At 60.1% G+C, this 21,952-nt stretch carries 24 protein-coding genes; 11 read left to right on the forward strand and 13 right to left on the reverse strand.

Going from position 1 to position 21,952, the window contains the following annotated elements; genetic code table 11:
* Positions 1-63: 63 nt before the first annotated feature.
* From ACEN9A_RS30470 to ACEN9A_RS30490, 5 genes are all read right to left on the reverse strand, one after another.
* Positions 64-2,112 (reverse strand): GGDEF domain-containing protein, encoded by a 2,049-nt coding sequence (locus ACEN9A_RS30470; protein WP_258671814.1) that lies wholly within the window; start codon positions 2,110-2,112, stop codon positions 64-66.
* Positions 2,113-2,973, reverse strand: coding sequence for an endonuclease/exonuclease/phosphatase family protein (locus ACEN9A_RS30475; protein ID WP_007940704.1), 861 nt, complete (start codon positions 2,971-2,973; stop codon positions 2,113-2,115).
* A gap of 14 nt (positions 2,974-2,987) precedes the next feature.
* Positions 2,988-3,629 (reverse strand): thiol:disulfide interchange protein DsbA/DsbL, encoded by a 642-nt coding sequence (locus ACEN9A_RS30480; RefSeq protein WP_019580303.1) that lies wholly within the window; start codon positions 3,627-3,629, stop codon positions 2,988-2,990.
* A 198-nt stretch (positions 3,630-3,827) separates the two neighbouring features.
* Positions 3,828-4,439: a c-type cytochrome gene (locus tag ACEN9A_RS30485; protein ID WP_007940706.1), complete on the reverse strand. Its 612-nt coding sequence runs from the start codon at positions 4,437-4,439 to the stop codon at positions 3,828-3,830.
* 46 nt (positions 4,440-4,485) lie between these two features.
* A complete protein-coding gene (locus tag ACEN9A_RS30490) occupies positions 4,486-4,776 on the reverse strand; it encodes a c-type cytochrome (RefSeq protein ID WP_019020904.1) in 291 nt (96 codons plus the stop codon).
* Positions 4,777-4,967: 191 nt separating this feature from the next.
* Here ACEN9A_RS30490 and yihA point away from each other — a divergent pair, with 191 nt between their 5' ends.
* The gene (gene yihA, locus ACEN9A_RS30495) at positions 4,968-5,609 is read left to right on the forward strand and encodes a ribosome biogenesis GTP-binding protein YihA/YsxC (protein WP_007940707.1); all 642 of its coding nucleotides are present in this window, start codon (positions 4,968-4,970) and stop codon (positions 5,607-5,609) included.
* 298 nt (positions 5,610-5,907) lie between these two features.
* Here yihA and polA read toward each other — a convergent pair whose 3' ends face one another.
* Entirely contained in the window at positions 5,908-8,676 is a 2,769-nt protein-coding gene (gene polA / locus ACEN9A_RS30500; RefSeq protein WP_258671816.1) for a DNA polymerase I, read from the reverse strand.
* Between the two features lie 74 nt (positions 8,677-8,750).
* On the opposite strand from polA, the gene ACEN9A_RS30505 reads away from it, so the two are divergent.
* Both ACEN9A_RS30505 and ACEN9A_RS30510 read left to right on the forward strand, forming a co-directional pair.
* Positions 8,751-9,038 carry a DUF2782 domain-containing protein gene (locus tag ACEN9A_RS30505; protein WP_019651211.1) on the forward strand — a complete coding sequence of 96 codons (288 nt, stop codon included), beginning with the start codon at positions 8,751-8,753 and terminating at the stop codon, positions 9,036-9,038.
* A 61-nt stretch (positions 9,039-9,099) separates the two neighbouring features.
* Positions 9,100-10,050: a homoserine kinase gene (locus ACEN9A_RS30510; RefSeq protein ID WP_018927273.1), complete on the forward strand. Its 951-nt coding sequence runs from the start codon at positions 9,100-9,102 to the stop codon at positions 10,048-10,050.
* 141 nt (positions 10,051-10,191) lie between these two features.
* Here ACEN9A_RS30510 and ACEN9A_RS30515 read toward each other — a convergent pair whose 3' ends face one another.
* Positions 10,192-11,112, reverse strand: coding sequence for a zinc ABC transporter substrate-binding protein (locus ACEN9A_RS30515; protein ID WP_258671818.1), 921 nt, complete (start codon positions 11,110-11,112; stop codon positions 10,192-10,194).
* 66 nt (positions 11,113-11,178) lie between these two features.
* Between ACEN9A_RS30515 and zur the strand changes: the two genes are divergently transcribed.
* The 7 genes from zur to ACEN9A_RS30550 all read left to right on the forward strand — a co-directional run bounded on the left by zur (position 11,179) and on the right by ACEN9A_RS30550 (position 16,759).
* Positions 11,179-11,661, forward strand: coding sequence for a zinc uptake transcriptional repressor Zur (gene zur / locus ACEN9A_RS30520; protein ID WP_026286509.1), 483 nt, complete (start codon positions 11,179-11,181; stop codon positions 11,659-11,661).
* Positions 11,661-12,446: a zinc ABC transporter ATP-binding protein ZnuC gene (znuC, locus tag ACEN9A_RS30525; protein WP_413386932.1), complete on the forward strand. Its 786-nt coding sequence runs from the start codon at positions 11,661-11,663 to the stop codon at positions 12,444-12,446. Before zur ends, znuC begins: the two co-directional genes overlap by 1 nt.
* A complete protein-coding gene (znuB, locus tag ACEN9A_RS30530) occupies positions 12,439-13,227 on the forward strand; it encodes a zinc ABC transporter permease subunit ZnuB (RefSeq protein ID WP_258618619.1) in 789 nt (262 codons plus the stop codon). Before znuC ends, znuB begins: the two co-directional genes overlap by 8 nt.
* A 37-nt stretch (positions 13,228-13,264) precedes the next feature.
* Entirely contained in the window at positions 13,265-13,981 is a 717-nt protein-coding gene (locus tag ACEN9A_RS30535; protein WP_258671820.1) for a PA5502 family lipoprotein, read from the forward strand.
* 243 nt (positions 13,982-14,224) lie between these two features.
* A complete protein-coding gene (locus tag ACEN9A_RS30540) occupies positions 14,225-15,232 on the forward strand; it encodes a methionine ABC transporter ATP-binding protein (RefSeq protein WP_007940716.1) in 1,008 nt (335 codons plus the stop codon).
* Entirely contained in the window at positions 15,232-15,906 is a 675-nt protein-coding gene (locus ACEN9A_RS30545) for a methionine ABC transporter permease (RefSeq protein ID WP_258671821.1), read from the forward strand. Before ACEN9A_RS30540 ends, ACEN9A_RS30545 begins: the two co-directional genes overlap by 1 nt.
* Before the next feature lie 79 nt (positions 15,907-15,985).
* Positions 15,986-16,759: a MetQ/NlpA family ABC transporter substrate-binding protein gene (locus ACEN9A_RS30550; protein ID WP_258671822.1), complete on the forward strand. Its 774-nt coding sequence runs from the start codon at positions 15,986-15,988 to the stop codon at positions 16,757-16,759.
* Between the two features lie 77 nt (positions 16,760-16,836).
* On the opposite strand, the gene ACEN9A_RS30555 is transcribed toward ACEN9A_RS30550, so the two are convergent.
* The 5 genes from ACEN9A_RS30555 to ACEN9A_RS30575 are packed head-to-tail and all read right to left on the reverse strand — an operon-like array spanning position 16,837 to position 20,745.
* Entirely contained in the window at positions 16,837-17,472 is a 636-nt protein-coding gene (locus tag ACEN9A_RS30555; protein ID WP_019651205.1) for an SCO family protein, read from the reverse strand.
* The gene (gene cyoE / locus ACEN9A_RS30560; protein ID WP_018927265.1) at positions 17,469-18,368 is read right to left on the reverse strand and encodes a heme o synthase; all 900 of its coding nucleotides are present in this window, start codon (positions 18,366-18,368) and stop codon (positions 17,469-17,471) included. The genes ACEN9A_RS30555 and cyoE overlap by 4 nt, the downstream gene beginning before the upstream one ends.
* Positions 18,356-19,435 (reverse strand): COX15/CtaA family protein, encoded by a 1,080-nt coding sequence (locus tag ACEN9A_RS30565; protein ID WP_258671823.1) that lies wholly within the window; start codon positions 19,433-19,435, stop codon positions 18,356-18,358. Before ACEN9A_RS30565 ends, cyoE begins: the two co-directional genes overlap by 13 nt.
* A gap of 10 nt (positions 19,436-19,445) precedes the next feature.
* On the reverse strand, positions 19,446-20,039 hold the full coding sequence (locus ACEN9A_RS30570) for a PA_0111/PP_0108 family redox-active disulfide protein (RefSeq protein ID WP_026346030.1): 594 nt from the start codon (positions 20,037-20,039) through the stop codon (positions 19,446-19,448).
* Complete coding sequence (locus tag ACEN9A_RS30575) at positions 20,005-20,745, reverse strand: SURF1 family protein (protein WP_258671824.1); 741 nt, start codon at positions 20,743-20,745, stop codon at positions 20,005-20,007. Before ACEN9A_RS30575 ends, ACEN9A_RS30570 begins: the two co-directional genes overlap by 35 nt.
* Before the next feature lie 70 nt (positions 20,746-20,815).
* On the opposite strand from ACEN9A_RS30575, the gene ACEN9A_RS30580 reads away from it, so the two are divergent.
* Positions 20,816-21,019 carry a twin transmembrane helix small protein gene (locus ACEN9A_RS30580; protein ID WP_018927261.1) on the forward strand — a complete coding sequence of 68 codons (204 nt, stop codon included), beginning with the start codon at positions 20,816-20,818 and terminating at the stop codon, positions 21,017-21,019.
* 15 nt (positions 21,020-21,034) lie between these two features.
* Here the strand turns inward: ACEN9A_RS30580 and ACEN9A_RS30585 are convergent, their stop codons facing one another.
* Entirely contained in the window at positions 21,035-21,922 is an 888-nt protein-coding gene (locus ACEN9A_RS30585) for a cytochrome c oxidase subunit 3 (RefSeq protein WP_019580291.1), read from the reverse strand.
* Positions 21,923-21,952 lie beyond the last annotated feature (30 nt).

The raw sequence follows: 21,952 nt of genomic DNA on the forward strand, positions 1-21,952 counted from the left end.
AACGTATTGCCTTGCGCGCCGACCGCAAAAGCGCGCCTTTAAACAAAATGGAACAATTAACTGTCAGCCCAGTTCTATCCGGTTACGGCCGGTATTTTTTGCGCGATATAGCGCCTGATCGGCTCTTTTAAGCACCAGGTCGCTATGTTCGCCCGGTCTGAAGGCGGTCAGTCCCATGGAAATGGTGATAGTGACTCGCTCGCCCTTGAAGTGGAACGGGCAAGCTTCGATCGATGCGCGCAACGTTTCCAGCAGTTTCGCGCCGACCATCGGCGCCGTGGCAGGCATCAACAGCACAAACTCCTCACCGCCAAACCTGGCTATGAAGTCCGTCCCGCGCAGACGCTTGCGCAGCACACTGGCGATGATTCTCAGCACCTTGTCGCCCGCCAGATGGCCGTAGTTGTCGTTGATGCGTTTGAAATGGTCGAGGTCGAGCATCGCCAGCAGCAGGGTGTTGCCGTGTTGTTGCCATTGACTGATTTCGTGGTCCAGCCGTTCGCTCCAGGCCGCTCGATTCGGCAGGCCGGTCAACGGATCGATCAAGGCCTTCTGGCGCTGCTCTTCGAGGTGCTCGCGGTAGCCCAGCGCTTCCTGCTCCATGTGGGCCACCCTTTCGGCCAGGCTTTGCAGGCGGGCCGCGACTTCCTGCTCGCGCTCGTCGCGTTGCCTCTGGTGCTGGTCCATGGTGCCGAGCAGACCTTCGAGATGGTCTTCCAGCATGTGCTTGAGGTCATCGAGGTCCGCCGCTTCATGCATGCTGCTTTGCAGGCCGTCGACTTGCTCGCGAATCTGCGTGTCCATCTCCCGCGCGGCAGAGCGGTTGTCGGCGTGGCCTTCGCTGGCGGCTTGCAGGTTGCTCTGAAATGACTCAAGGCGTTCGTTGAGTCGCTGCAGATACGCTTCGAATTCGTGCTGACCGCTGTCGGTAATGGCCAGCATCAATGTTGCCAGATCATCGAGGATTGGCAGCAGTTCATACCAGTTCAAACCGTTTTGAAGACGATTGCGCATCGCTTCGGCTTGCGGTCGATGGCGCTCGGGCAGTGTCAGGTCGTCGAGAAGGCCCAGCAGGGTGTCTTCGATGTGCTTGGCCACAGAGCTGTAGGACGGTTCCGGCGAGTCCGGCAGGGCATACAGAATGTCGTGTTCTGGCGCTTGCGGATCGCTGGCCTCCGGGATCAGTTCATCCGGGTTGATTGCCGACGGAGCCTGGGTGGCCGGTACGGCGATCGATGGAACCGGCTCTTGCGGCTCTTGCGGCTGTTCGATGTTCGGCTGGGTTTGTGGCTCTGGGGCCTGGCTGCTCGTGGCCTCTGGCTCCAGGACGGGCGGGACGAACGCCACGACTTCGGCTATGGGTGCCGTTGTTGCTGTCGGCGCCGGAGTGTCCACGGGTTCAGCGGGCGCAGCGGCGGGCAGGGCAGCTTCAACGGTTGGCATTACCGCTTGCGGTTTGTTGGCGGCTGGCGCGAGATTGACCGTCGCGATTGGGAGCTCGGCCAGTTGTGCGGCAACCGGTTCGACAGGTTGCGGGGCAGGCATGTGCAATTCGGGGGCGGCGATCTGTGGCGCAGCCTCGTCTGCATCCCGGCCACCGAACAGGCGCTGCAGAAAACCCGGACGACCCGGTTCTACAGGGTTCTCCAGCAGGCTCAAGGCTTTGCCTTGCAAGCCGCTCAGTTCGCTGAGCAGCAACGGGATTTCGCGAGCCTGGCCGACACGTCCGTCCAGCTGCTTGGCGAAACTCTTCAGTGGCCGGCTCACTTCCCGTGGCAGCGGCAATGCTTGCAACTGAGAGACCAGCGCCGTCAGTGCGGCGCTGACTTGATCAACCCGGGTTTCCCGGCGCTGCTCGGAGTCGAGCACGGCTTTTTCCAGGCGCGGCAGCAAGGCTGCCAGGCCGGCGTCCATATCGTCTGTGCGTACGACTTCGCGCATTTCCTTCATGCATTGGTCAACGGCGCGATCGGTACCTTCGGCAGCCAGGGTGCTGCGCACCAGCCCGCGACGCAGCAGGTCGAGCCGGGCGTCCCATCGACGTTCGAGCTTTTCCTGTTGTTCGATGCTTTTGAGGTATTTCTCTTTCCAGCGCTGTGCTTCGTCGCTCATTCAGGCAGGACTCAACGCGGGGAATGCATCGGCCGTGAGCGAGCCCGGCAGACGAATTTCTACCGCGACCGGCAGGTGATCGGAAATGGGTTGTGCCAGCACCTCGACCTTTTCAAGCGTCAGGGTGGGGCTGAGCAGAATGTGGTCCAGGCAACGCTGTGGGCGCCAGCTGGGAAAGGTCGCTTCCATCTGCGGCGCGAGCAGGCCTAAATCGCGCAGCGGGGAATGTTGCAGCAAGTCACCGGCGTGGGTATTCATATCGCCCATCAGCACCTGGTGCTTATAACCGCCGATCAACTCGCGGATGTAAGCCAGTTGCATGCTACGGGCGCGAGCGCCCAGCGCCAGGTGCATCATCACCACCACGAGCGCCTCCGGACCTTCGCCGAAGCGCACCAGAATGGCCCCGCGACCCTTGGGCCCCGGCAGCGGATGATCCTCGATCGCCCACGGGCGCAGGCGGCTGAGCACGCCATTGCTGTGCTGGCCGAGATGACCGAGATTGCGATTGAGTTGTTGATACCAATAAGGGAAGGCGCCGAGCTGCGCCAGGTGTTCGACCTGATTGACGTAGCCCGATCGCAGGCTGCCGCCATCGGCTTCCTGCAAGGCGACCAGATCGAAGTCGCCCAACAGATTGCCGATTTTTTGCAGGTTGTCGGCACGCCCGGTGTGCGGCAACAGATGCTGCCAGCCGCGGGTCAGATAGTGCCGATAACGCTCGGTACTGATGCCGACCTGGATATTGAAACTGAGCAAACGCAGACGGCTGTCCACGGGCAACCCCGTCGATTCCAGGTGATGCTCGTTGACCCGCGGGTCGTGCAGGCCAACGATGCGTTCAGTTCCCCAGCGGCGCATGGCAGGTGCCGCGCTTAGTTGGCAACGGCCTTGGTTGCCGCTCGCTCTTTGGCGACCAGTTGGTCAGCCAGTTTCAACGCTTGTTCGGCGCCGCCGGCAGAACCGATGTCAAAGCGATACTTGCCATTGACGATCATGGTAGGCACGCCGGTGATTTCATATTTCTTGGCAAGCTCTTTGGCTTTGTTGATCTGGCCCTTGATGGCGAAGGAGTCGAAGGTGGCCAGGAACTTGTCCTTGTCTACACCTTGGGTCGCCAGGAAGTCCGCCATGTCTTCTTTGTCGGTCAGCTTCTTGTGTTCTTTCTGGATTGCGTTGAACACCGCAGCGTGAACCTTGCTCTCGACACCCATGGCCTCAAGCGTCAGGAACATCTGGCCGTGGGCATCCCAAGGGCCGCCAAACATTGCCGGGATACGCACGAAATTCACGTCGGAGGGCAACTTTTCAACCCATGGGTTGATGACGGGTTCGAAGGCATAGCAGTGCGGGCAGCCGTACCAGAACAGCTCCACGACTTCGATCTTGCCAGGCTCGGCCACCGGGACCGGGTTGCTCAGTTCGACATAGGGCGCTTCAGGTTTTTCGGCGGCTTGGGCAGTCATGCCGAACAGGCTGGCAGCGACGAGTGCGGCGCTGATGATCAGATTACGCATGCTTTACTCCTGGACAATTTGGGCGCCTCGCGCGACCTGTTTTCAGACAGATTCCGGCGGGCTTGAGTTCTGTAGTGTAACGGCAGCGGCCACAAAAAAGGGCAGCCAAAGCTACCCTTTTTATGTTTGCATCGACGGATTAATCGAGAGTTAACGTTGCAAGAGATGTACATCACTCACGACGCTCGATCACAGGCCTTAGTGCAAGCCTTGAATATAGCTGGAGACGGCGGCGATATCTTCGTCGCTCAGCTTTTTAGCGATGCTCTGCATTGGTTTTGTGTCGCCGTCGTTGGTCCGGCCACCTTCTTCTTTTCTGAATTCGGTCAGTTGCTTGCCGACGTACTGAGCATGCTGGCCGCCCAGGTGCGGGAAGCCAGCAGCTGCGTTGCCTGCGCCATTGGGCGAGTGGCAGCCGGTGCAGGCTGGCAGCCCTTTGGCCAGGTCGCCGCCACGGAACAGTGCTTCACCGCGCGCCACGATTTTCGGGTCGGCGGCACCGACGCTGCCTTTCTGGCTGGCGAAGTAGGCGGAGATATCGGCCAAATCCTGATCGCTGAGGTTGGTCAGCAGGCCGGTCATTTCCAGTACCGTGCGTTTGCCGGACTTGATGTCGTGCAGCTGCTTGTTCAGATAACGCTCGCCCTGGCCTGCCAGTTTCGGAAAGTTAGGCGCCATGCTATTGCCATCCGGGCCATGACAGGCGCCACATACTGCGGCTTTCGCCTGACCAGCAGTCGCATCACCTGCAGCATGGGCAATACCGGAGATCCCCACGGTCAACAGCAGACTCACGATCAATTTGTTCATCAGCTAATCCAACTACGGCTAAGGGTTAAAGAGTTATGGACCGGGTTTACTCGCTCATCCACTGGATGATGGCTCGGTAATCCTCGGCACTGCAGTCCATGCACAAACCACGCGGCGGCATCGCCTTGAAACCCTGGGTCACGTGTTGCACCAGCGTCTCCATACCTTTCGCCAACCTCGGCGTCCAAGCTTCCTGATCGCCCCTGCGGGGCGCCATGGGTAGTTGGCCGGAATGACAGGCACCACAAACACGGTTGTACACAGCTTCCGGATCCTGTGTAGCCTGAGCGCTGTAAAGCGGCATCAAGACACCGGCAGCTAGCAGCCATTTCGTCATAAAACGACCTTTTCAGGGTTGAGAGCGTGCTGCGTTCTAATGCGCAATCAAGGTCAATCGCTCTCGTGAACTTCATCCTACGCTGGGACAAAGCGCACACAAAATCTGCGGCATTATATACTGGCGTCACTGAAACGGAAACGACACTGCTTGCCGCGTCCATTCCCGGCGCCGCCCACATCGGAAATCCCATGCAACTCAAGAATCCCATCCTCGGCCTGTGCCAACAGTCCACCTTTATGCTCAGCGCCGCCAAAGTCGACCAATGTCCCGACGACGAAGGCTTTGAAGTGGCCTTCGCCGGGCGTTCCAACGCCGGCAAGTCCAGCGCGTTGAATACTCTGACGCACGCCAGCCTGGCGCGGACCTCGAAAACACCGGGTCGCACACAGCTGTTGAACTTCTTCAAGCTAGACGATGAACGCCGTCTGGTCGACCTGCCAGGTTACGGTTATGCGAAAGTGCCGATCCCGTTGAAGATGCACTGGCAGCGTCACTTGGAAGCCTATCTGGGTGGCCGTGAGAGTTTGAAAGGTTTGATTCTGATGATGGACATCCGTCATCCAATGACCGACTTCGACCTGTTGATGCTCGATTGGGCCGTCGCCAGCGGCATGCCGATGCATATTCTGCTGACCAAGGCCGACAAACTGACCTACGGCGCGGCAAAAAACACGCTGCTCAAGGTTCAATCGGAAATCCGCAAGGGTTGGGGCGATACGATCACTATCCAGCTGTTTTCGGCCCCCAAACGCATGGGGCTGGAAGAAGCCTACACCGTACTGGCGGACTGGATGGAATTGGCGGACAAGGGTGCCGAGGCTGCCGAGTAAGGCTCTCGAGACCAATCGGCAGGCAAAAAAAACCCCGGACTTCGTATGGGGAGGGAGAAGTTCCGGGGTTCAAGTTCCGGACCGCTAGGGCGGGGTCCAGATATCTGCCAACACTTAACACAACATAGGAGCATCGAAGGGCTTCACCAGCCATTCAGTATCTCTGAGTGGCGGTTCGTGGATTTAGTTCAGACTATTTTCAAAATCCTTTGGAAATAATCACTGTCGTTTTTCGCTCTATAGCCCTTCGTCATGTGCTGCGGCGCCAGGCCGCAGTACATACGTCTTTTCAGGCGGCTCAGTGCGCCTCATCCCAGTTGTTGCCTACGCCCACCTCGACCAGAAGCGGTACGTCCAGTTGTGCGGCGTTGCTCATGTGCACGCGAATCTCCTCGCGTACCTGGTCGACCAGGTCCTCGCGCACCTCGAGCACCAATTCATCGTGTACCTGCAGGATGACTTTGGCGTCCAGGCCTGACGATGCCAGCCAGTTGTCCACCGCCACCATGGCTTTCTTGATGATGTCCGCCGCGGTGCCTTGCATCGGGGCGTTGATCGCCGTGCGCTCGGCAGCTTTGCGCAGGGCCTGGTTTTTCGCGTTGATTTCCGGCAAGTACAGGCGACGACCAAAGATGGTTTCGACGAAGCCTTGCTCGGCGGCCTGGGCGCGCGTGCGCTCCATGTATTGCAGCACGCCGGGATAGCGGGCGAAATAACGGTCGATGTAGGCCTGGGACTGTTTGCGGTCAACGCCGATCTGCTTGGCCAGGCCAAACGCGCTCATACCGTAGATCAGGCCGAAGTTGATGGCTTTCGCGCTACGACGCTGATCGTTGGTGACCGCGCCCAACTCAACGCCAAACACTTCTGCGGCCGTGGCCCGGTGCACATCGAGGTTGTTGCGAAAGGCGTGCAGCAAGCCTTCGTCCTTGGCCAGGTGCGCCATGATCCGCAGTTCGATTTGCGAGTAATCCGCGGCCAGCAGTTTGTAGCCTTTCGGCGCGACGAACGCCTGACGAATCCGGCGACCTTCGGCGGTGCGAATCGGAATGTTCTGCAGGTTCGGGTCGATGGATGACAAACGCCCGGTGGCTGCGACAGCTTGCTGGTAAGACGTATGAATGCGCCCGGTGCGTGCGTTGATCTGCTCTGGCAAACGGTCGGTGTAGGTGCTTTTGAGCTTGCTCAGCGAGCGATATTGCATCAGCACCTTGGGCAGCGGGTAGTCCTGTTCGGCCAACTCGGCCAGCACGGCTTCGGCAGTCGACGCCTGCCCCTTGGCGGTTTTGCTGAGTACAGGCAAACCAAGCTTTTCGTAGAGAATCACCCCCAGTTGCTTCGGCGAGCCGAGGTTGAACTCTTCACCGGCAATGGCAAAGGCCTCACGCTCAAGGGCGACCAGTTTTTCGCCCAGCTCGACGCTCTGGATGCCCAGCAGGTTGGCGTCCACGAGCGCGCCCTGGCGCTCGATACGGGCCAGGACTGGCATCAGCGGCATTTCAATCTCGTTGAGCACTTTGACCAGGCTTGGCGTCGCGGCCAGTTTTTCCTGCAATACCAGATGCAGGCGGAAGGTGACATCGGCGTCTTCGGCGGCATAGGGGCCTGCCAGCTCAAGGGAAATCTGGTCGAAGGTCAGCTGTTTGACGCCTTTGCCCGCAATCTCCTGGATGTCGGTCTTGCTTTGGCCCAGGTACTTGAGCGCCAGGCTGTCCATGTCGTGGCGGGTGGCTGTTGAGTCCAGTACGTAGGACTCGAGCATGGTGTCGTAGGTAATACCCCGAACAGTAATCCCGTTGTTCTGATCGCCACCGATGGCGCAATTGGCGAGGATATTGGTGTCGAACTTGGCGTGCTGGCCGACTTTCGGTTTATTCGGGTTTTCCAGCAGCGGTTTCAACGCCAGCAGCACGGTGTCACGATCCAGTTGTTCCGGTACGCCCATGTAGGAATGGGTCAGCGGAATGTAGGCTGCTTCGTTGGCCGCGACAGAGAACGACAGGCCTACCAGTTGCGCGTGTTGGGCATCGCTGCCGTTGGTTTCGGTGACGAAGGCGATCAGCGGCGCCTTGTCGAGTTTGTCCAGCCAGGCCTCGAAGCGCTTCTGATCGAGGATGGTTTCGTATTTCGCTTCGGCGGCACCCGGCTGCTCCTGGGCGACCTCGACGATGTCCTGACCCGAACGCTTGGCGTCGCGCTGGTTCTCTTCGAACCAGCTCTTAAACTCCAGCAGGGAATAGAGTTCGGCAAGCTTGTCGTGATCCGGTGGGCCCATCTGCAGATCGTCGAGGCCGATGTCCAGCGGCACGTCGATCTTGATGGTTGCCAATCGGTAAGAAAGAAAGGCCATTTCCTTATGCTCTTCGAGCTTGGCCGGCAGGGTCTTGGCGCCGCGAATCGGCAGGGTCGGGACGATATCGAGCTGCGCATAGAGCTCGGTCAGGCCGCCATTCACGCCAACCAGCAGGCCGGAAGCGGTCTTCGGACCGATACCCGGAACGCCCGGGATGTTGTCGGACGAATCGCCCATCAACGCCAGATAATCGATGATCTGCTCGGGAGCGACGCCGAATTTCTCCTTCACGCCCTCCACGTCCAGCGCGCTACCGGTCATCGTATTGACCAAGGTAATGTGCCCGTCGACCAGTTGTGCCATATCCTTGTCACCGGTGGAAATCACCACCGGGCGGTTGGCGGCCGCGCTGCTGCGGGCCAGGGTGCCGATCACATCGTCAGCTTCGACGTTGTCCACGCACAGCAATGGAAAGCCCAAGGCCTTGACGCTGGCGTGCAGCGGCTCGATCTGGACCCGCATATCGTCAGGCATGCTCGGACGGTTGGCCTTGTACTCGGCGAACATCGCGTCGCGGAACGTCCCGCCCTTGGCGTCGAACACCACGGCGAACGGGCTGTCCGGGTACTGCTTGCGCAGACTCTTGAGCATGTTCAATACGCCCTTGACCGCACCGGTCGGCAGGCCTTTGGACGTGGTCAGCGGTGGCAGCGCATGAAAAGCGCGGTACAGGTAAGAAGAACCGTCCACCAGGACGAGGGGGGCTTGGCTCATGAGCAGGATCAACCTTTTCGGCGGGTCCGGCGCTAGAATAGCGGGACCGTTGACGACAAAGGGACAAGGTTATCATGCGCACACTAAATCGCTTGTTGCTGGCTGGCTTCTTTGTAATCACCCCATTGGCAGTGATGGCGGCAGATGATTCGCCATCGGCGGAACCGCAAGTCACTATCCGCACGGAAGGCGATAAAACCATTCAGGAGTACCGGCAGAACGGTTTCCTGTATGCCATCAAGGTCACTCCGAAGGGCGGTAAACCGTACTTCCTGGTGCGCGCTGATGGCTCGGAGGGTAACTATATCCGCTCGGATCAGCCGGATATGCTGATCCCTGCGTGGGAAATCTTTAAGTGGTAAGCGGTTCTTAACTTTAATCGGCGCTTGCTATGTAGCGGCGCCCGTACTGGCAGTTTTAACCATGTCTGTGTTCACCCCCCTGGCTCGGCCCGAGCTGGAAACCTTTCTCGCCCCTTACGGGCTCGGCCGCCTGCTTGATTTCCAGGGGATCGCCGCCGGTAGCGAAAACACCAATTTCTTTATCAGCCTGGAGCAGGGCGAGTTTGTCCTGACCCTGGTCGAGCGCGGTCCGGTGCAGGAGATGCCGTTCTTCATCGAACTGCTCGACGTGCTGCACGACGCCAACCTGCCGGTGCCTTATGCCCTGCGCACCACCGACGGCGTTGCGTTGCGCGAGCTGGCCGGTAAACCTGCGCTGTTGCAGCCACGCCTGGCGGGTAAGCACATCAAGGACGCCAACGCCCAGCATTGCGCTCAGGTCGGCGAGCTGCTGGCTCATCTGCACCTGGCGACCCAGGCCAACATGATCAAGCGCAAAACCGATCGCGGCCTGGACTGGATGCTGGAAGAGGGCACGCAGTTTCTCTCGCACCTGAACGCCGAACAAAGCGATTTGCTGCAACGTGCCCTGGAAGAAATCACCCAGCAAAAGACGAAAATTCTGGCGCTGCCGCGGGCCAACATCCATGCGGATCTGTTCCGCGACAACGCGATGTTCGAAGGCACGCACCTGACCGGGTTGATCGACTTCTACAACGCTTGTTCAGGGCCGATGCTCTATGACGTGGCAATTGCCTTGAACGACTGGTGCTCGGATGAGCAAGGGCAGCTCGACGGGGCTCGGGCGCGGGCGTTGCTGGGCGCTTATGCCGCGCTGCGACCGTTCACCGCTGCCGAAGCGGAGCTGTGGCCGACCATGCTGCGCGTGGCGTGCGTGCGGTTCTGGTTGTCGCGGTTGATTGCCGCGGAGTCTTTCGCCGGGCAGGACGTGTTGATTCACGATCCGATGGAGTTTCAGCTGCGGCTGGCGCAGCGGCAGAAGGTCGACACGCCGCTGCCTTTCGCCCTTTAAAATGTGGCGTGGGGGCTTGCCCCCGTTGGACCGGGCTGGCGCTCCAGTGCGAAGCGCTCCCCTGCAATTCATTGTGCAGGCCTGTTTGGGGCTGCTTTGCAGCCCGACGGAAGCCCCCTCGCCACAGGGTCTATGGGATGCTTACAACGACTCCAGGCACCCGGCCAAATCATTTCCCAATTTTTCCAGCACCTGCTCATACCCCTGGGCGGTCGCTGGCGTGTACCCGCCCAGCGCATCCAGCTCTGCCAGTTTTACCGGCAGCCCGGCCACCAGGGTTTCTGCCAGGCGCGGGCGCAGCGGCGGTTCGCTGAACACGCAGGTTTTGCCGACTTCCTGCAACCGCGTGCGCATCGCCGCAACGTGCTGGGCACCGGGCTGGACTTCGGCTGCGACACTGAATACGCCGGCGTGTTTGAGGCCGTAGGCGTCTTCAAAGTAGTCGAAGGCTTCGTGGAACACGAAGTAAGGCTTGTTCGCGATCCCTGCCAGACGAGCCTTCAGGCGCAGGTCCAGGGCATCCAGACGTTCATCGAACGCCTTGAGGTTGCTCTGATAGCGCGCAGCGTTGGCCGGATCGGCGGCGCTCAGATCGGCAGCCATTTTGGCGGCGATTACTCGGGCGTTGATCGGTGACAACCACAAGTGCGCATCCAGGCTGCCGGGGCGATGATCGTGGTCATGCTCGTCGGCTTCTTCAGCGTGGGAGTGGCTGTCTTCGGCGAAACGTCGCAGCTTCAGGCCAGGCAAATCCTGCACCGCGACGCTGGGCAGCGTACGACCTTTCAGTACGCGAGGCAGAAAACCCTCCATGTCCGGACCGATCCAGTAAACCAGGTCCACCGACTGCACCTTCCGTACGTCGGATGGGCGCAAGGCATAGTTATGCGGCGATGCCCCGGGTGGCAGCAACACTTCCGGAATCGCCACACCCTCCTGCACCGCAGCAGCAATCAGCTGCAGCGGCTTGATGCTGGTAAGGACGTTGACTTCGGCCTGGGCTGAACCGATCAGCAGAAAACTTGCGACAAATGCGACAAAGATAGAAAAAAGTCGGGACACGATGACCACTCGAAGAGGCGAGAACGGGTAACATAATAACGTCTCTCACAACACTCGTCGCCGCTCATGCCTAAAACACCGATTGCCAGTCGTCCCCACGACCACTCTCATTGCGTCCATAGCGCATTGTCTGAGGCCGATGCCTTGTGCGCACGTCAGGGGCTACGCCTGACCGCTTTGCGCCGGCGGGTGCTGGAACTGGTCTGGCAAAGCCATAAACCGCTGGGTGCCTACGACATTCTGGCGGTGCTCAGCGAGCAGGACGGCCGCCGAGCTGCGCCGCCGACCGTGTATCGTGCGCTGGATTTTCTGCTGGAAAACGGCCTGGTACACCGCATCTCCTCGCTGAACGCCTTCGTCGGCTGCAATCACCCGGAACACGCTCACCAAGGCCAGTTCCTGATTTGCCGTCAATGCCACGCCGCCATCGAGCTTGAACAGAAGTCCATCAGCGACGCGATCGTCGGCAGCGCCAGGGACGTCGGATTTATCGTCGAGGCCCAGACCGTTGAAGTCATCGGTCTCTGCTCGGGTTGCCAGGGGGCTTAATGAGCAATGCGCTGATCCGTCTTGAGCAGGTGGCCGTCACCTTTGCCGGGCAAAACGTGCTGGATAACATCGAACTGAGCGTCGAGCCGGGGCAGATCGTTACCCTGATCGGCCCCAATGGCGCCGGCAAAACCACGCTGGTGCGCGCGGTGCTCGGTCTGTTGAAGCCGGACAGCGGCAGCGTCTGGCGCAAGCCGAAATTGCGCGTCGGTTACATGCCGCAAAAACTCCATGTCGATCCAACCCTGCCGCTATCAGTGCTGCGTTTCTTGCGTCTGGTCCCTGGCGTGGACCGCGCTCGGGCCTTGGTCGCCCTCAAGGAAGTCGGCGCCGAGCAGGTGATCGACAGCCCGGTGCAAAGTGTTTCCGGTGGCGAAATGCAGCGGGTGCTGCTGGCGCGGGCATTGTTGCGCGAGCCGGAGTTGCTGGTGCTCGATGAGCCGGTGCAAGGCGTCGACGTGGCCGGTCAGGCCGAGCTCTATAGCCTGATCACACGTCTGCGCGACCGTCATGGTTGCGGTGTATTGATGGTCTCTCACGATTTGCATCTGGTGATGAGCACCACCGACCAGGTGGTGTGCCTGAATCGCCACGTCTGCTGCTCCGGGCATCCCGAGCAGGTCAGCGGCGATCCCGCGTTCGTCGAACTGTTCGGAAAGAACGCACAAAGCCTGGCGATTTATCACCACCATCACGACCACGCTCACGACCTGCATGGCTCGGTGGTCATCGCGGCCCCGTCGGCCCATACCCACGTTCATGGAGATAGCTGCAAGCATGGCTGATTTTCTGCTCTTCGCCCTGCTTGCAGGTCTGGCCCTGGCGCTGGTCGCGGGCCCGCTGGGTTCGTTCGTGGTCTGGCGGCGCATGGCATATTTCGGCGACACCCTGTCCCACGCCGCACTGCTTGGCGTGGCGCTAGGCTTTCTGCTGGATGTCAGCCCAACCGTGGCTGTCACCGTAGGCTGCCTGTTGCTGGCAGTGTTGCTGGTGACGCTGCAACAGCGGCAGCCATTGGCGTCTGACACGCTGTTGGGAATTCTCGCACCGAGCACGCTCTCCCTGGGCCTGGTGGTACTAAGCTTCATGCATGAAGTGCGGATCGACCTGATGGCCTATCTGTTCGGCGACCTGTTGGCGATCAGCCCGACCGATCTGGCGTGGATCCTCGGCGGTAGCGCGGCAGTGCTGGCATTGCTTGTCACGCTATGGCGTCCCTTGCTGGCGATCACCGTGCACGAAGAACTGGCCAAGGTTGAAGGTTTGCCGGTAGCGGCGTTGCGTTTGGTCCTGATGTTGCTGATCGCCGTGGTGATCGCGGTGGCGATGAAAATCGTCGGTGTGTTGCTGATTACTTCGTTACTGATTATTCCGGCGGCTGCGGCACAGCGTCACGCCCGCTCGCCGGAGCAGATGGCACTGGGCGCGAGCCTGCTGGGCATGCTCGCGGTGTGTGGCGGGCTGGCGTTGTCCTGGTTCAAGGACACCCCGGCTGGCCCGTCGATAGTGGTGGCGGCCGCCGCGCTGTTTCTGCTGAGTTTTGTCCTGCCCCGTCGAGGGGTGTAGACTTGCTCGTTTTTTGCGCAAATAGAGAGTCGCAGGAATGAAGCCGTTCGCCTCCCGTTATCTGCTCCTTGTCGCATTTTCGCTGCTACTGGGTGCTTGCCAAAGCACGCCACCGGCGGCCACCGAGGTCCCCGATGCGCGGGCCACGGCTATTGCACAACTGGAACAAAGCCTGGCCAGCAGCGAGCTGGCCACCGCCGAGGATCAATTGGCGGCCTTGCAGGCCGAGTCGCCCAACGATCAATCCCTTGAGCAATACCAGCGGCAATTGGCCGAAGCCTATTTGCTGCGCAGCCAGATCGTGTTGCAAAAAGGTGATGTGAATGCTGCGGCCACTGCCCTCAGCCGTGCCCGGGTATTGATGCCCAAGGCCCCGGCGCTGACCGGTGGCGTTAACAATGCCATCGTTCATGCACGCAAGGCTGAACTGGATAAAGCCGAAGCGGCCCTCAAGGCTGCCGAAGCCAAACCGCAGGCCAAAGTGATCGACCCGACGGCTGAAAGCACGACGGTGGCATTGAACCTCACCGATATGAGCAAACTTCGTCGTCAACTCGATGCTATCGCCGCTGATGTGGTGAATTATCAGTGCGACGTGAGCATTCAGGTTCCCCGTACCCAGGATTACCCATGGTTGGCCACCTTGCTGACCAAACGGGTGAAGAAGCTGGATTCGGAGTTTGATCTGAAGCTGGAGAAACAGATTCTGCGCAATATTCCGGCGCAGATGGTTTTGAGTCCTCGCAAGCCATAAAGAAAAGATCGCAGCCTGCAGCAGCTCCGGACCGTGAAGGAGTTACCGCAGGCTGCGATCTTTTGCTTTTCTAGATGCATCAGGCCGCAATTGCCTTGGCCCAGGTTCCTACCTTTGATCGCCTTATTGCCAAATCGCTGGTTGAAGGCGAAATAAATGCTAAGAACCTCTATACGGACAGGCTAAAATGCGCGCCCGGCTAACCGCTGATCCTTTTCTAACGCGCCCCACAAGGTTCGCTACGTGATCGAGTTTCAAAACGTCCACAAAACTTACCGCGTCGCCGGTAAGGATATTCCCGCCCTGCATCCGACCAGTCTGACGATTGAGAACGGTCAGGTCTTTGGCCTGATCGGCCATTCCGGTGCGGGAAAAAGTACCCTGCTGCGCCTGATCAACCGCCTGGAAAACTCCAGTGGCGGCAAGATCATCGTCGATGGCGAAGAAGTTACGGCGCTGGATGCCAATGGCCTGCGGCGTTTCCGTCAGCAGGTCGGGATGATTTTCCAGCACTTCAACCTGCTGGCGTCCAAGACCGTGGCCGATAACGTCGCGCTGCCGCTGACCCTCGCCGGTGAGCTGTCGCGTAGCGAAATCGACCAGCGTGTGGCGCAATTGCTGGCACGGGTTGGCCTGGCCGACCATGCGAAAAAATACCCGGCGCAACTGTCCGGTGGTCAGAAGCAGCGTGTCGGCATCGCCCGTGCCCTGGCAACCAAGCCGAAAATCCTGCTGTGCGATGAAGCCACCAGTGCTCTCGACCCACAGACCACGGCGTCGGTTCTGCAACTGCTGGCCGAGATCAATCGCGAGCTGAAGCTGACCATCGTCCTGATCACCCACGAGATGGACGTGATCCGTCGGGTCTGCGATCAGGTGGCGGTGATGGATGCCGGTGTGATCGTCGAGCAAGGTTCGGTGGCCGAGGTGTTCCTGCATCCCAAGCACCCGACCACCAAGCGCTTCGTCCAGGAAGACGAGCAGATCGACGAGAACGAACAGCGCGACGACTTCGCTCATGTGCCGGGCCGTATCGTGCGTCTGACCTTCCAGGGCGAAGCGACCTACGCACCATTGCTGGGTACCGTCGCCCGGGAAACGGGCGTGGACTACAGCATCCTGGCCGGTCGTATCGATCGCATCAAAGAGGTTCCCTACGGCCAGTTGACCCTGGCCGTCACCGGTGGCGACATGGAAGCGGCGTTTGCTCACTTCACCGCAGCTGATGTCCACATGGAGGTGCTGCGCTGATGGAAGTCCTGATGAGTTTCTTTGCCAATATCGACTGGTACGAAATCTGGCTGGCCGCCGGCGACACCCTGCTGATGCTTGGCGGTTCGCTGTTGTTCACCGTGCTGCTGGGGTTGCCGTTGGGCGTGCTGTTGTTCTTGTGCAGCCCGCGTCAGTTGCTGGAAGCCAAAGGCGTCTACGCGATGCTATCGCTGGTGGTGAACATTCTGCGTTCGCTGCCGTTCATCATTTTGCTGATCGTGATGATTCCGTTCACTGTGTTGATTACCGGCACTTCCCTTGGTGTCGCCGGTGCGATCCCACCGTTGGTGGTGGGCGCCACGCCGTTCTTCGCGCGACTGGTGGAAACCGCCCTGCGTGAAGTGGATCGCGGCATCATCGAAGCGACCCAGTCCATGGGCGCGACGACTCGTCAGATCATCACCAACGCCTTGCTGCCGGAGGCCCGTCCGGGCATCTTCGCGGCGATTACGGTGACAGCGATTACACTGGTGTCCTACACAGCGATGGCCGGTGTGGTCGGCGCTGGCGGCTTGGGCGACCTGGCGATCCGTTTCGGTTACCAGCGTTTCCAGACCGACGTGATGGTGGTCACCGTGGTGTTGCTGCTGGTGCTGGTTCAAGTGCTGCAAACCGTCGGCGACAAGCTGGTGGTTCATTTCTCCCGCAAATAAACAGTTCTCGTCACCAAGACATGAGCCGGCCATTCGCTGGCAGGCGCCGAAGACTGGCGCCTCACAAGGAGTTAGCTGAATGAAAAAACTACTCGTCGCATTCGCTGCCATTGCAGCCTTTTCCGCCCACGCTGCCGACACCCTGACCGTTGCGGCCACCCCGGTGCCCCACGCGGAAATCCTCGAGTTCGTTAAACCAGCCCTGGCCAAAGAGGGCGTGGACCTGAAAGTCAAAGTCTTCACCGACTACGTCCAGCCGAACGTGCAGGTGGCCGAGAAGCGTCTGGACGCCAACTTCTTCCAGCACCAACCGTACCTGGATGAATTTAACAAGGCCAAGGGCACTAACCTCGTCAGCGTTGCCGGTGTGCACCTGGAGCCGCTGGGCGCTTACTCCAGCAAGTACAAGAAACTGGAAGAGCTGCCAGGCGGCGCCAACGTGGTGATCCCGAACGACGCCACCAACGGCGGCCGTGCGCTGTTGCTGCTGGCAAAGGCTGGCCTGATCAAGTTGAAGGATTCGAACAACATCCTGTCGACCGTCAAGGACATCACTGAGAACACCAAGGACCTGAAATTCCGTGAACTGGAAGCCGCGACCATCCCGCGCGTGCTGACTCAGGTCGACCTGGCGCTGATCAACACCAACTACGCGCTGGAAGCCAAGCTCGATCCGTCCAAGGACGCGCTGGTCATCGAAGGCAGCGACTCGCCGTACGTGAACATCCTCGTTGCCCGTCCGGACGACAAGGACAGCGCGGCAATGCAGAAACTGGTTGCTGCCCTGCACAGCCCGGAAGTGAAAGCCTTCATTCTCGAGAAGTACAAAGGCGCGGTATTGCCGGCGTTCTGATCTGAAGCTTTAACGAAAAAAATGGGGCGCATTGAATGCGCCCCATTTTTTTGCCTGAAACACCGCAGCTATGGTGCTTATTGACGGTTGAGCATCACCGGCAACTGCGCCACCAGTTTCTGGTTATTCAGCGGTGCACGAATGAACCCGCGTTGAGTCCCGTCCGGTCCGATCACCGCCAGGTTGCCGCTGTGGTCGACGGTGTAGTTCGGCTTGCTGGTGTCCGCCGGAATGAACGGAATGCTCACCGCGTTGGCCATTTTCTGAAGGTCTTCGACCGAGGCTGCGGTCAGCCCGATGAATTGCGGATCGAAGTAGCCCAGGTACTGCTTGAGTTGCTTGGGCGTATCGCGGTTCGGGTCGACGCTGACCAGGATGACCTGCAACTTGTTCACCGCATCCGCCGGCAGTTCACTCTTGATCTGCCGCAGCTGGGCGAGGGTGGTCGGGCAGATGTCCGGGCAGAAGGTGTAGCCGAAGAACAGCAAACTCCACTTGCCTTTCAGTTCGTTGATCGCCACTGGCTTGCCGTCCTGATCGGTCATCTTCACGTCCGGCAGATTGCGGCTTTGGGGCAGCAAGATGATCCCTGCATCGATCAGCGCCGTCGGGTCGCCCTGGTTTTTCCCGGTCAGTACTTTATTGACGGTCAGGCCCAGGATCAGCGCAATCAGGGCAACGAGGATGAAGACGGTTTTCTGGGTTCGAGTCATAGGATCAACAGTAAGTAGTGGTCTACGAGCAGCGCGATAAACAGCAGGAACAAGTAGTAGATAGAGTACTTGAACGTGTTGATCGCCGCGTGCGGTCGAGTGCCACGGTACAGCACCACGGCCCATTGCAGAAACCTGGCGCCCAGTAAAAGGGCACACATCAGGTAGAGCACGCCGCTCATGTGGATCACGTAGGGCATCAGGCTGACGGCCAGCAACGCAAAGGTATAAAGCAGGATGTGGACTTTGGTGTAGTGCTCGCCATGGGTCACCGGCAGCATCGGAATGTCAGCCTTGGCGTATTCCTCCTTGCGGTGAATCGCCAGCGCCCAGAAGTGCGGCGGGGTCCAGGCGAAGATGATCAGCACCAGCAACAATGGTTCGGCGCCGACATGACCGGTGGCGGCGGTCCAACCGAGCAGTGGCGGGGCAGCTCCGGCGAGGCCACCGATGACGATGTTCTGCGGCGTCGCGCGTTTCAGAAAACCGGTGTAGACCACGGCATAACCGAGCAAGGAGGCGAGGGTCAGCCACGCTGTCAGCGGGTTGGTGAAGGTCAGCAGCAAGGCCTGGCCGAGCATCGCCAGTATCAGGGCGAAGGTCAGCGCGGCGGCTGGAGATACCCGGCCTTCGGCCAGGGGCCGTTTGTGGGTCCGGGCCATGACCGCGTCGATGCGCCGGTCCACCACATGATTGACCGCCGCGGCACCGCCGGCACACAGGGCGATCCCCAGATTGCCGAACACCAGCACCGTCCATGGCACCCCGGCGCGGGTCGCGAGAAACATGCCGACCAGCGAGGTGATGAGCATCAGCACCACCACTTTCGGCTTGGTCAGTTCCAGGTAGTCTCGCCAGATGGCCTGACTGTGACGTTCGCCGATCAGAGTCGCCATGGCATCTCTCCTTTTATTGTTATGGGCCCGGCCGAGTGTTTACGCAGGCGTAGACGCCAGCGCCGAGGGGGCTGATGCTTGACCCGAACCAGGCTGGTTCGCGCGTGATAATTGACCAGCACCATCGTCAGCAACAGCGCCGCACCGCCGGCGTTGTGGGCGACGGCCACCGGCAGCGGCAAGTGGAACACCACGTTGCTGATGCCCAGGGTGATTTGTGCGGCAAGGGCGATCAGCACCATGACGGCCAGGCGCGTCATGCCGACGACCTTCAGTTGCCAGGCCAGACCGAGCAGAACAAAGGTGACCAGTAACGCGCCGATGCGGTGAGTCAGGTGAATCGCGGTGCGGGCATCGCTGTCCAGTTGCCCGCCCAGATAATTCGGACCGATGTGTTGGGTCAGGTGAAAGCCGTTGGCGAAATCAGCCGGTGGCAGCCATTGGCCGTGGCAGGTCGGAAAGTCAATGCAGGCTACTGCTGCGTAATTAGAGCTGACCCAGCCACCGAGGGCGATCTGCCCGATCACCAGCAGCAAGCCGGCGGTTGCCCAGTATTGCAAACGCCGAGGCACAGTCAGCGCCGGCAATACGCCGGACAGGCGCAAGGTCAGCAGAAACAACAGGCTCAAGGTCGCAAAACCACCGAGCAAATGTCCGGTGACCACTTGCGGCCAAAGCTTGAGCGTCACCGTCCACATGCCGAAAGCCGCTTGGCCAATGACCAACGCCAGCAAGAACAGCGGCAACTTCACCGGCTGCCCCGGATGATGACGATGGACCCAGGCGCGGCCCGCCAGCACCGCGATCAGCAGCCCCAGCGTGCCGGCGAAGTAGCGATGGACCATTTCGTTCCAGCCCTTGTGGGCTTCCACCGGGGTGTCTGGAAAATGCAGTTCGGCATGAGCCAGCTGGGCTTCGCTTTGCGGCACGCTGATAAAACCGTAGCAGCCGGGCCAGTCCGGGCAGCCGAGGCCGGCGTGGGTCAGGCGAGTGTAAGCGCCGAGCAACACCACAATCAGTGCCAGCAAGGTGGCAAACAGCGCGAGGCGAAATCCAGGTTTGGCCATGACGATGCCCTTATCCGATGTTCGACAGTTTCAGCAGGTGGCGCAGGTCGTTGAGCAGATCCTTGCCCTTCACCGTCGGGTCGTAACGCAGCACCAGATTGCCGTGAGGGTCGATGATCCACAGGTGCGGCGTGTCATTGCTCTGCGCGCCTTTGATGTAGGACGGCAGGTCCAATGAATAGCGTTGCAACTGTGGGTACTCGCGTTGAAGTTTAGTCTCGTAATCACTGTTCAGCGGCTGCGCGATGGCCAGCGCATGGCTGGCACGGGCGGCATCGCGACCGAGGCCGATCTGGATCTGCCGCGCCAGATAAACCAGCTGCTGGCAATCCACCGAGCAGTCCTTGGGCGCCGTCACCAGCAACTGCCAGCGGTCTTCCTGCACCTGTACGCCAATGTCGGCGCGAGTCTGGCCGTTGCCGATCAGTTCACCGTGATAACTGCGGCCTTCGGGTACCCAGAACTGCAATTTGTACATGCCGGTGGCGAGGATCATCGGACCGATCACCCCCAATAGGATCAGCAGCAACTGCAAGCGTCCGCGCCGCCGATTCACCGGTGTTTTCGCCTCAGACATGCCGGGTGGATTCATGGCCACTCCCATTATTGTTCTCCTTTGCGTTGTGCCATCCGAGATAGAGATAAAGGCCGAACAGCGCGATCGCCAGGGCGAACCACTGCACGGCGTAAGCCAGGTGCTTTTCCGGCCCCATGGCCACCACCGGCCAATCGGCCCGGTAGGTCGCAGGGCCACTTTGCGCGCGTAATTCGTAGGCGAAACCGTCACGTTCAAGCGCCGTCCACAGCCTGGCCGGTTCAACGGCGGTGATCAGTTGTGGCCAGGTCGTGGCGTTGGGGTCAGCGTGCAACTGGAACGTTGCGCCGGGGGAGACATAGACCCAGGCGTCGAGGCTCAACACCTGAGTTGGTGTGGTGAATGACGGCGGTGTGCGCCGATCCGGCCACGGCAGCCAGCCGCGATTGACCAGCAACCAGAGCCCGGTGGCCTGATCCTGAAACGGTTGCAACAGCTCGACCCCGACCTTGCCGTCGCGCTGCCGGTTATCCAGCAGCAGGCTGTGTTCGGCATCGAACTGGCCGTGCAGGCGAACCCGGCGGAAGGCCGGATCTGCGGTGTGTTGCAGTTCGGTGCTGGCCATCGGTTCGGCGGCCCGGCGCTCGGCGTAATTTTGCAGCAGCGCGCTTTTTTCCGCGCCCCGGCTCAACTGCCAGAACCCGAGCGACACCAGCAAGGGCAGCAGCACCGCGACCACCAGAGTCGGCACAAGGCCCAGCCGGAAGCGCTTCATGGCGTCGCCAGAAAGTCGGTCATCGCGATAGCTATACTCACATGCATCGCCTGTCCCCCGGAGTGTCACCATGCTCAAAGCAGCCATCGTCCTGATGCTGATTGCCACGGTTGTCAGCCTGTTCAGCGGCCTGTTTTTTCTGGTCAAGGACGACAGCAGCTCGAATCGCCTGGTCATCGCCTTGAGTATTCGTGTTGCGCTGGCCGCCATTACTGTCGGCTTGATCGCCTGGGGTTTTTTCAGCGGCCAGCTGGTGTCCCACGTGCCTTGGTAGTCATGAGTACCAGGCTCAAAGTACGTAGACGAAAACGAACAACCCGATCCACACCACATCCACAAAGTGCCAGTACCAGGTCGCCGCCTCGAAGCCGAAATGGTGGTCTGCATTGAAGTGCCCGCGCATGATGCGCATCAGCATCACGAACAGAATGATGGTGCCGATGGTCACGTGGGCACCGTGGAAACCGGTGAGCATGAAGAACGTTGCGCCGTAGATACCGGAACCCAGGGTCAGGCCCAGCTCGTGGTAGGCGTGCAGGTATTCTTTGGCTTGAAAGCCCAGGAAGCCGCAACCGAGCAACACGGTCAGTGCCAGCCAGATTTTCAGCGCCCCGCGATGGCCTTTCTTCAAGGCGTGGTGAGCGATGGTCACGGTGACGCTGGAACTCACCAGCAGCACGGTGTTGAGCAGAGGCAGGCCCCAGGGGCTGATGACTTCCTTGGGGGGAGGAAAGAGTTTCGAGTCCGGGTTGTTCAGCAGCGGCCAGGTGAACTCGAACGTCGGCCACAGCATGTGGGCGATGCCTTTGGTGCCTTCACCACCCAGTGCCGGGCCCGCGATGTTGCGCACATAAAACAGCGCACCGAAAAAGGCCAGGAAGAACATCACCTCCGAGAAAATGAACCAGCTCATGCCCCAGCGGAACGAGCGGTCGAGTTGCGGGCTGTACAACCCCGCGCGACTTTCCTTGACCACCGTCCCGAACCAGCCGAACAGCATGTAGGCCAGCAGCAGTCCGCCGACGAAAAAGATCAGCGGGCCATGGGATTCCGGCCGCGCAGCCTTCAGGTCATTGAACCAGGTGCCCAGGCCGAACACCGTGACCAGCATGCCGACCGTGGCGATGATCGGCCATTTGCTCTGGGCTGGAACGTAATAATGTTCATGAGTTGCCATTTATTGTTCTCCTTATCGGGCACGCTTTAA

This window comes from Pseudomonas sp. Pseusp18 (assembly GCF_059506005.1).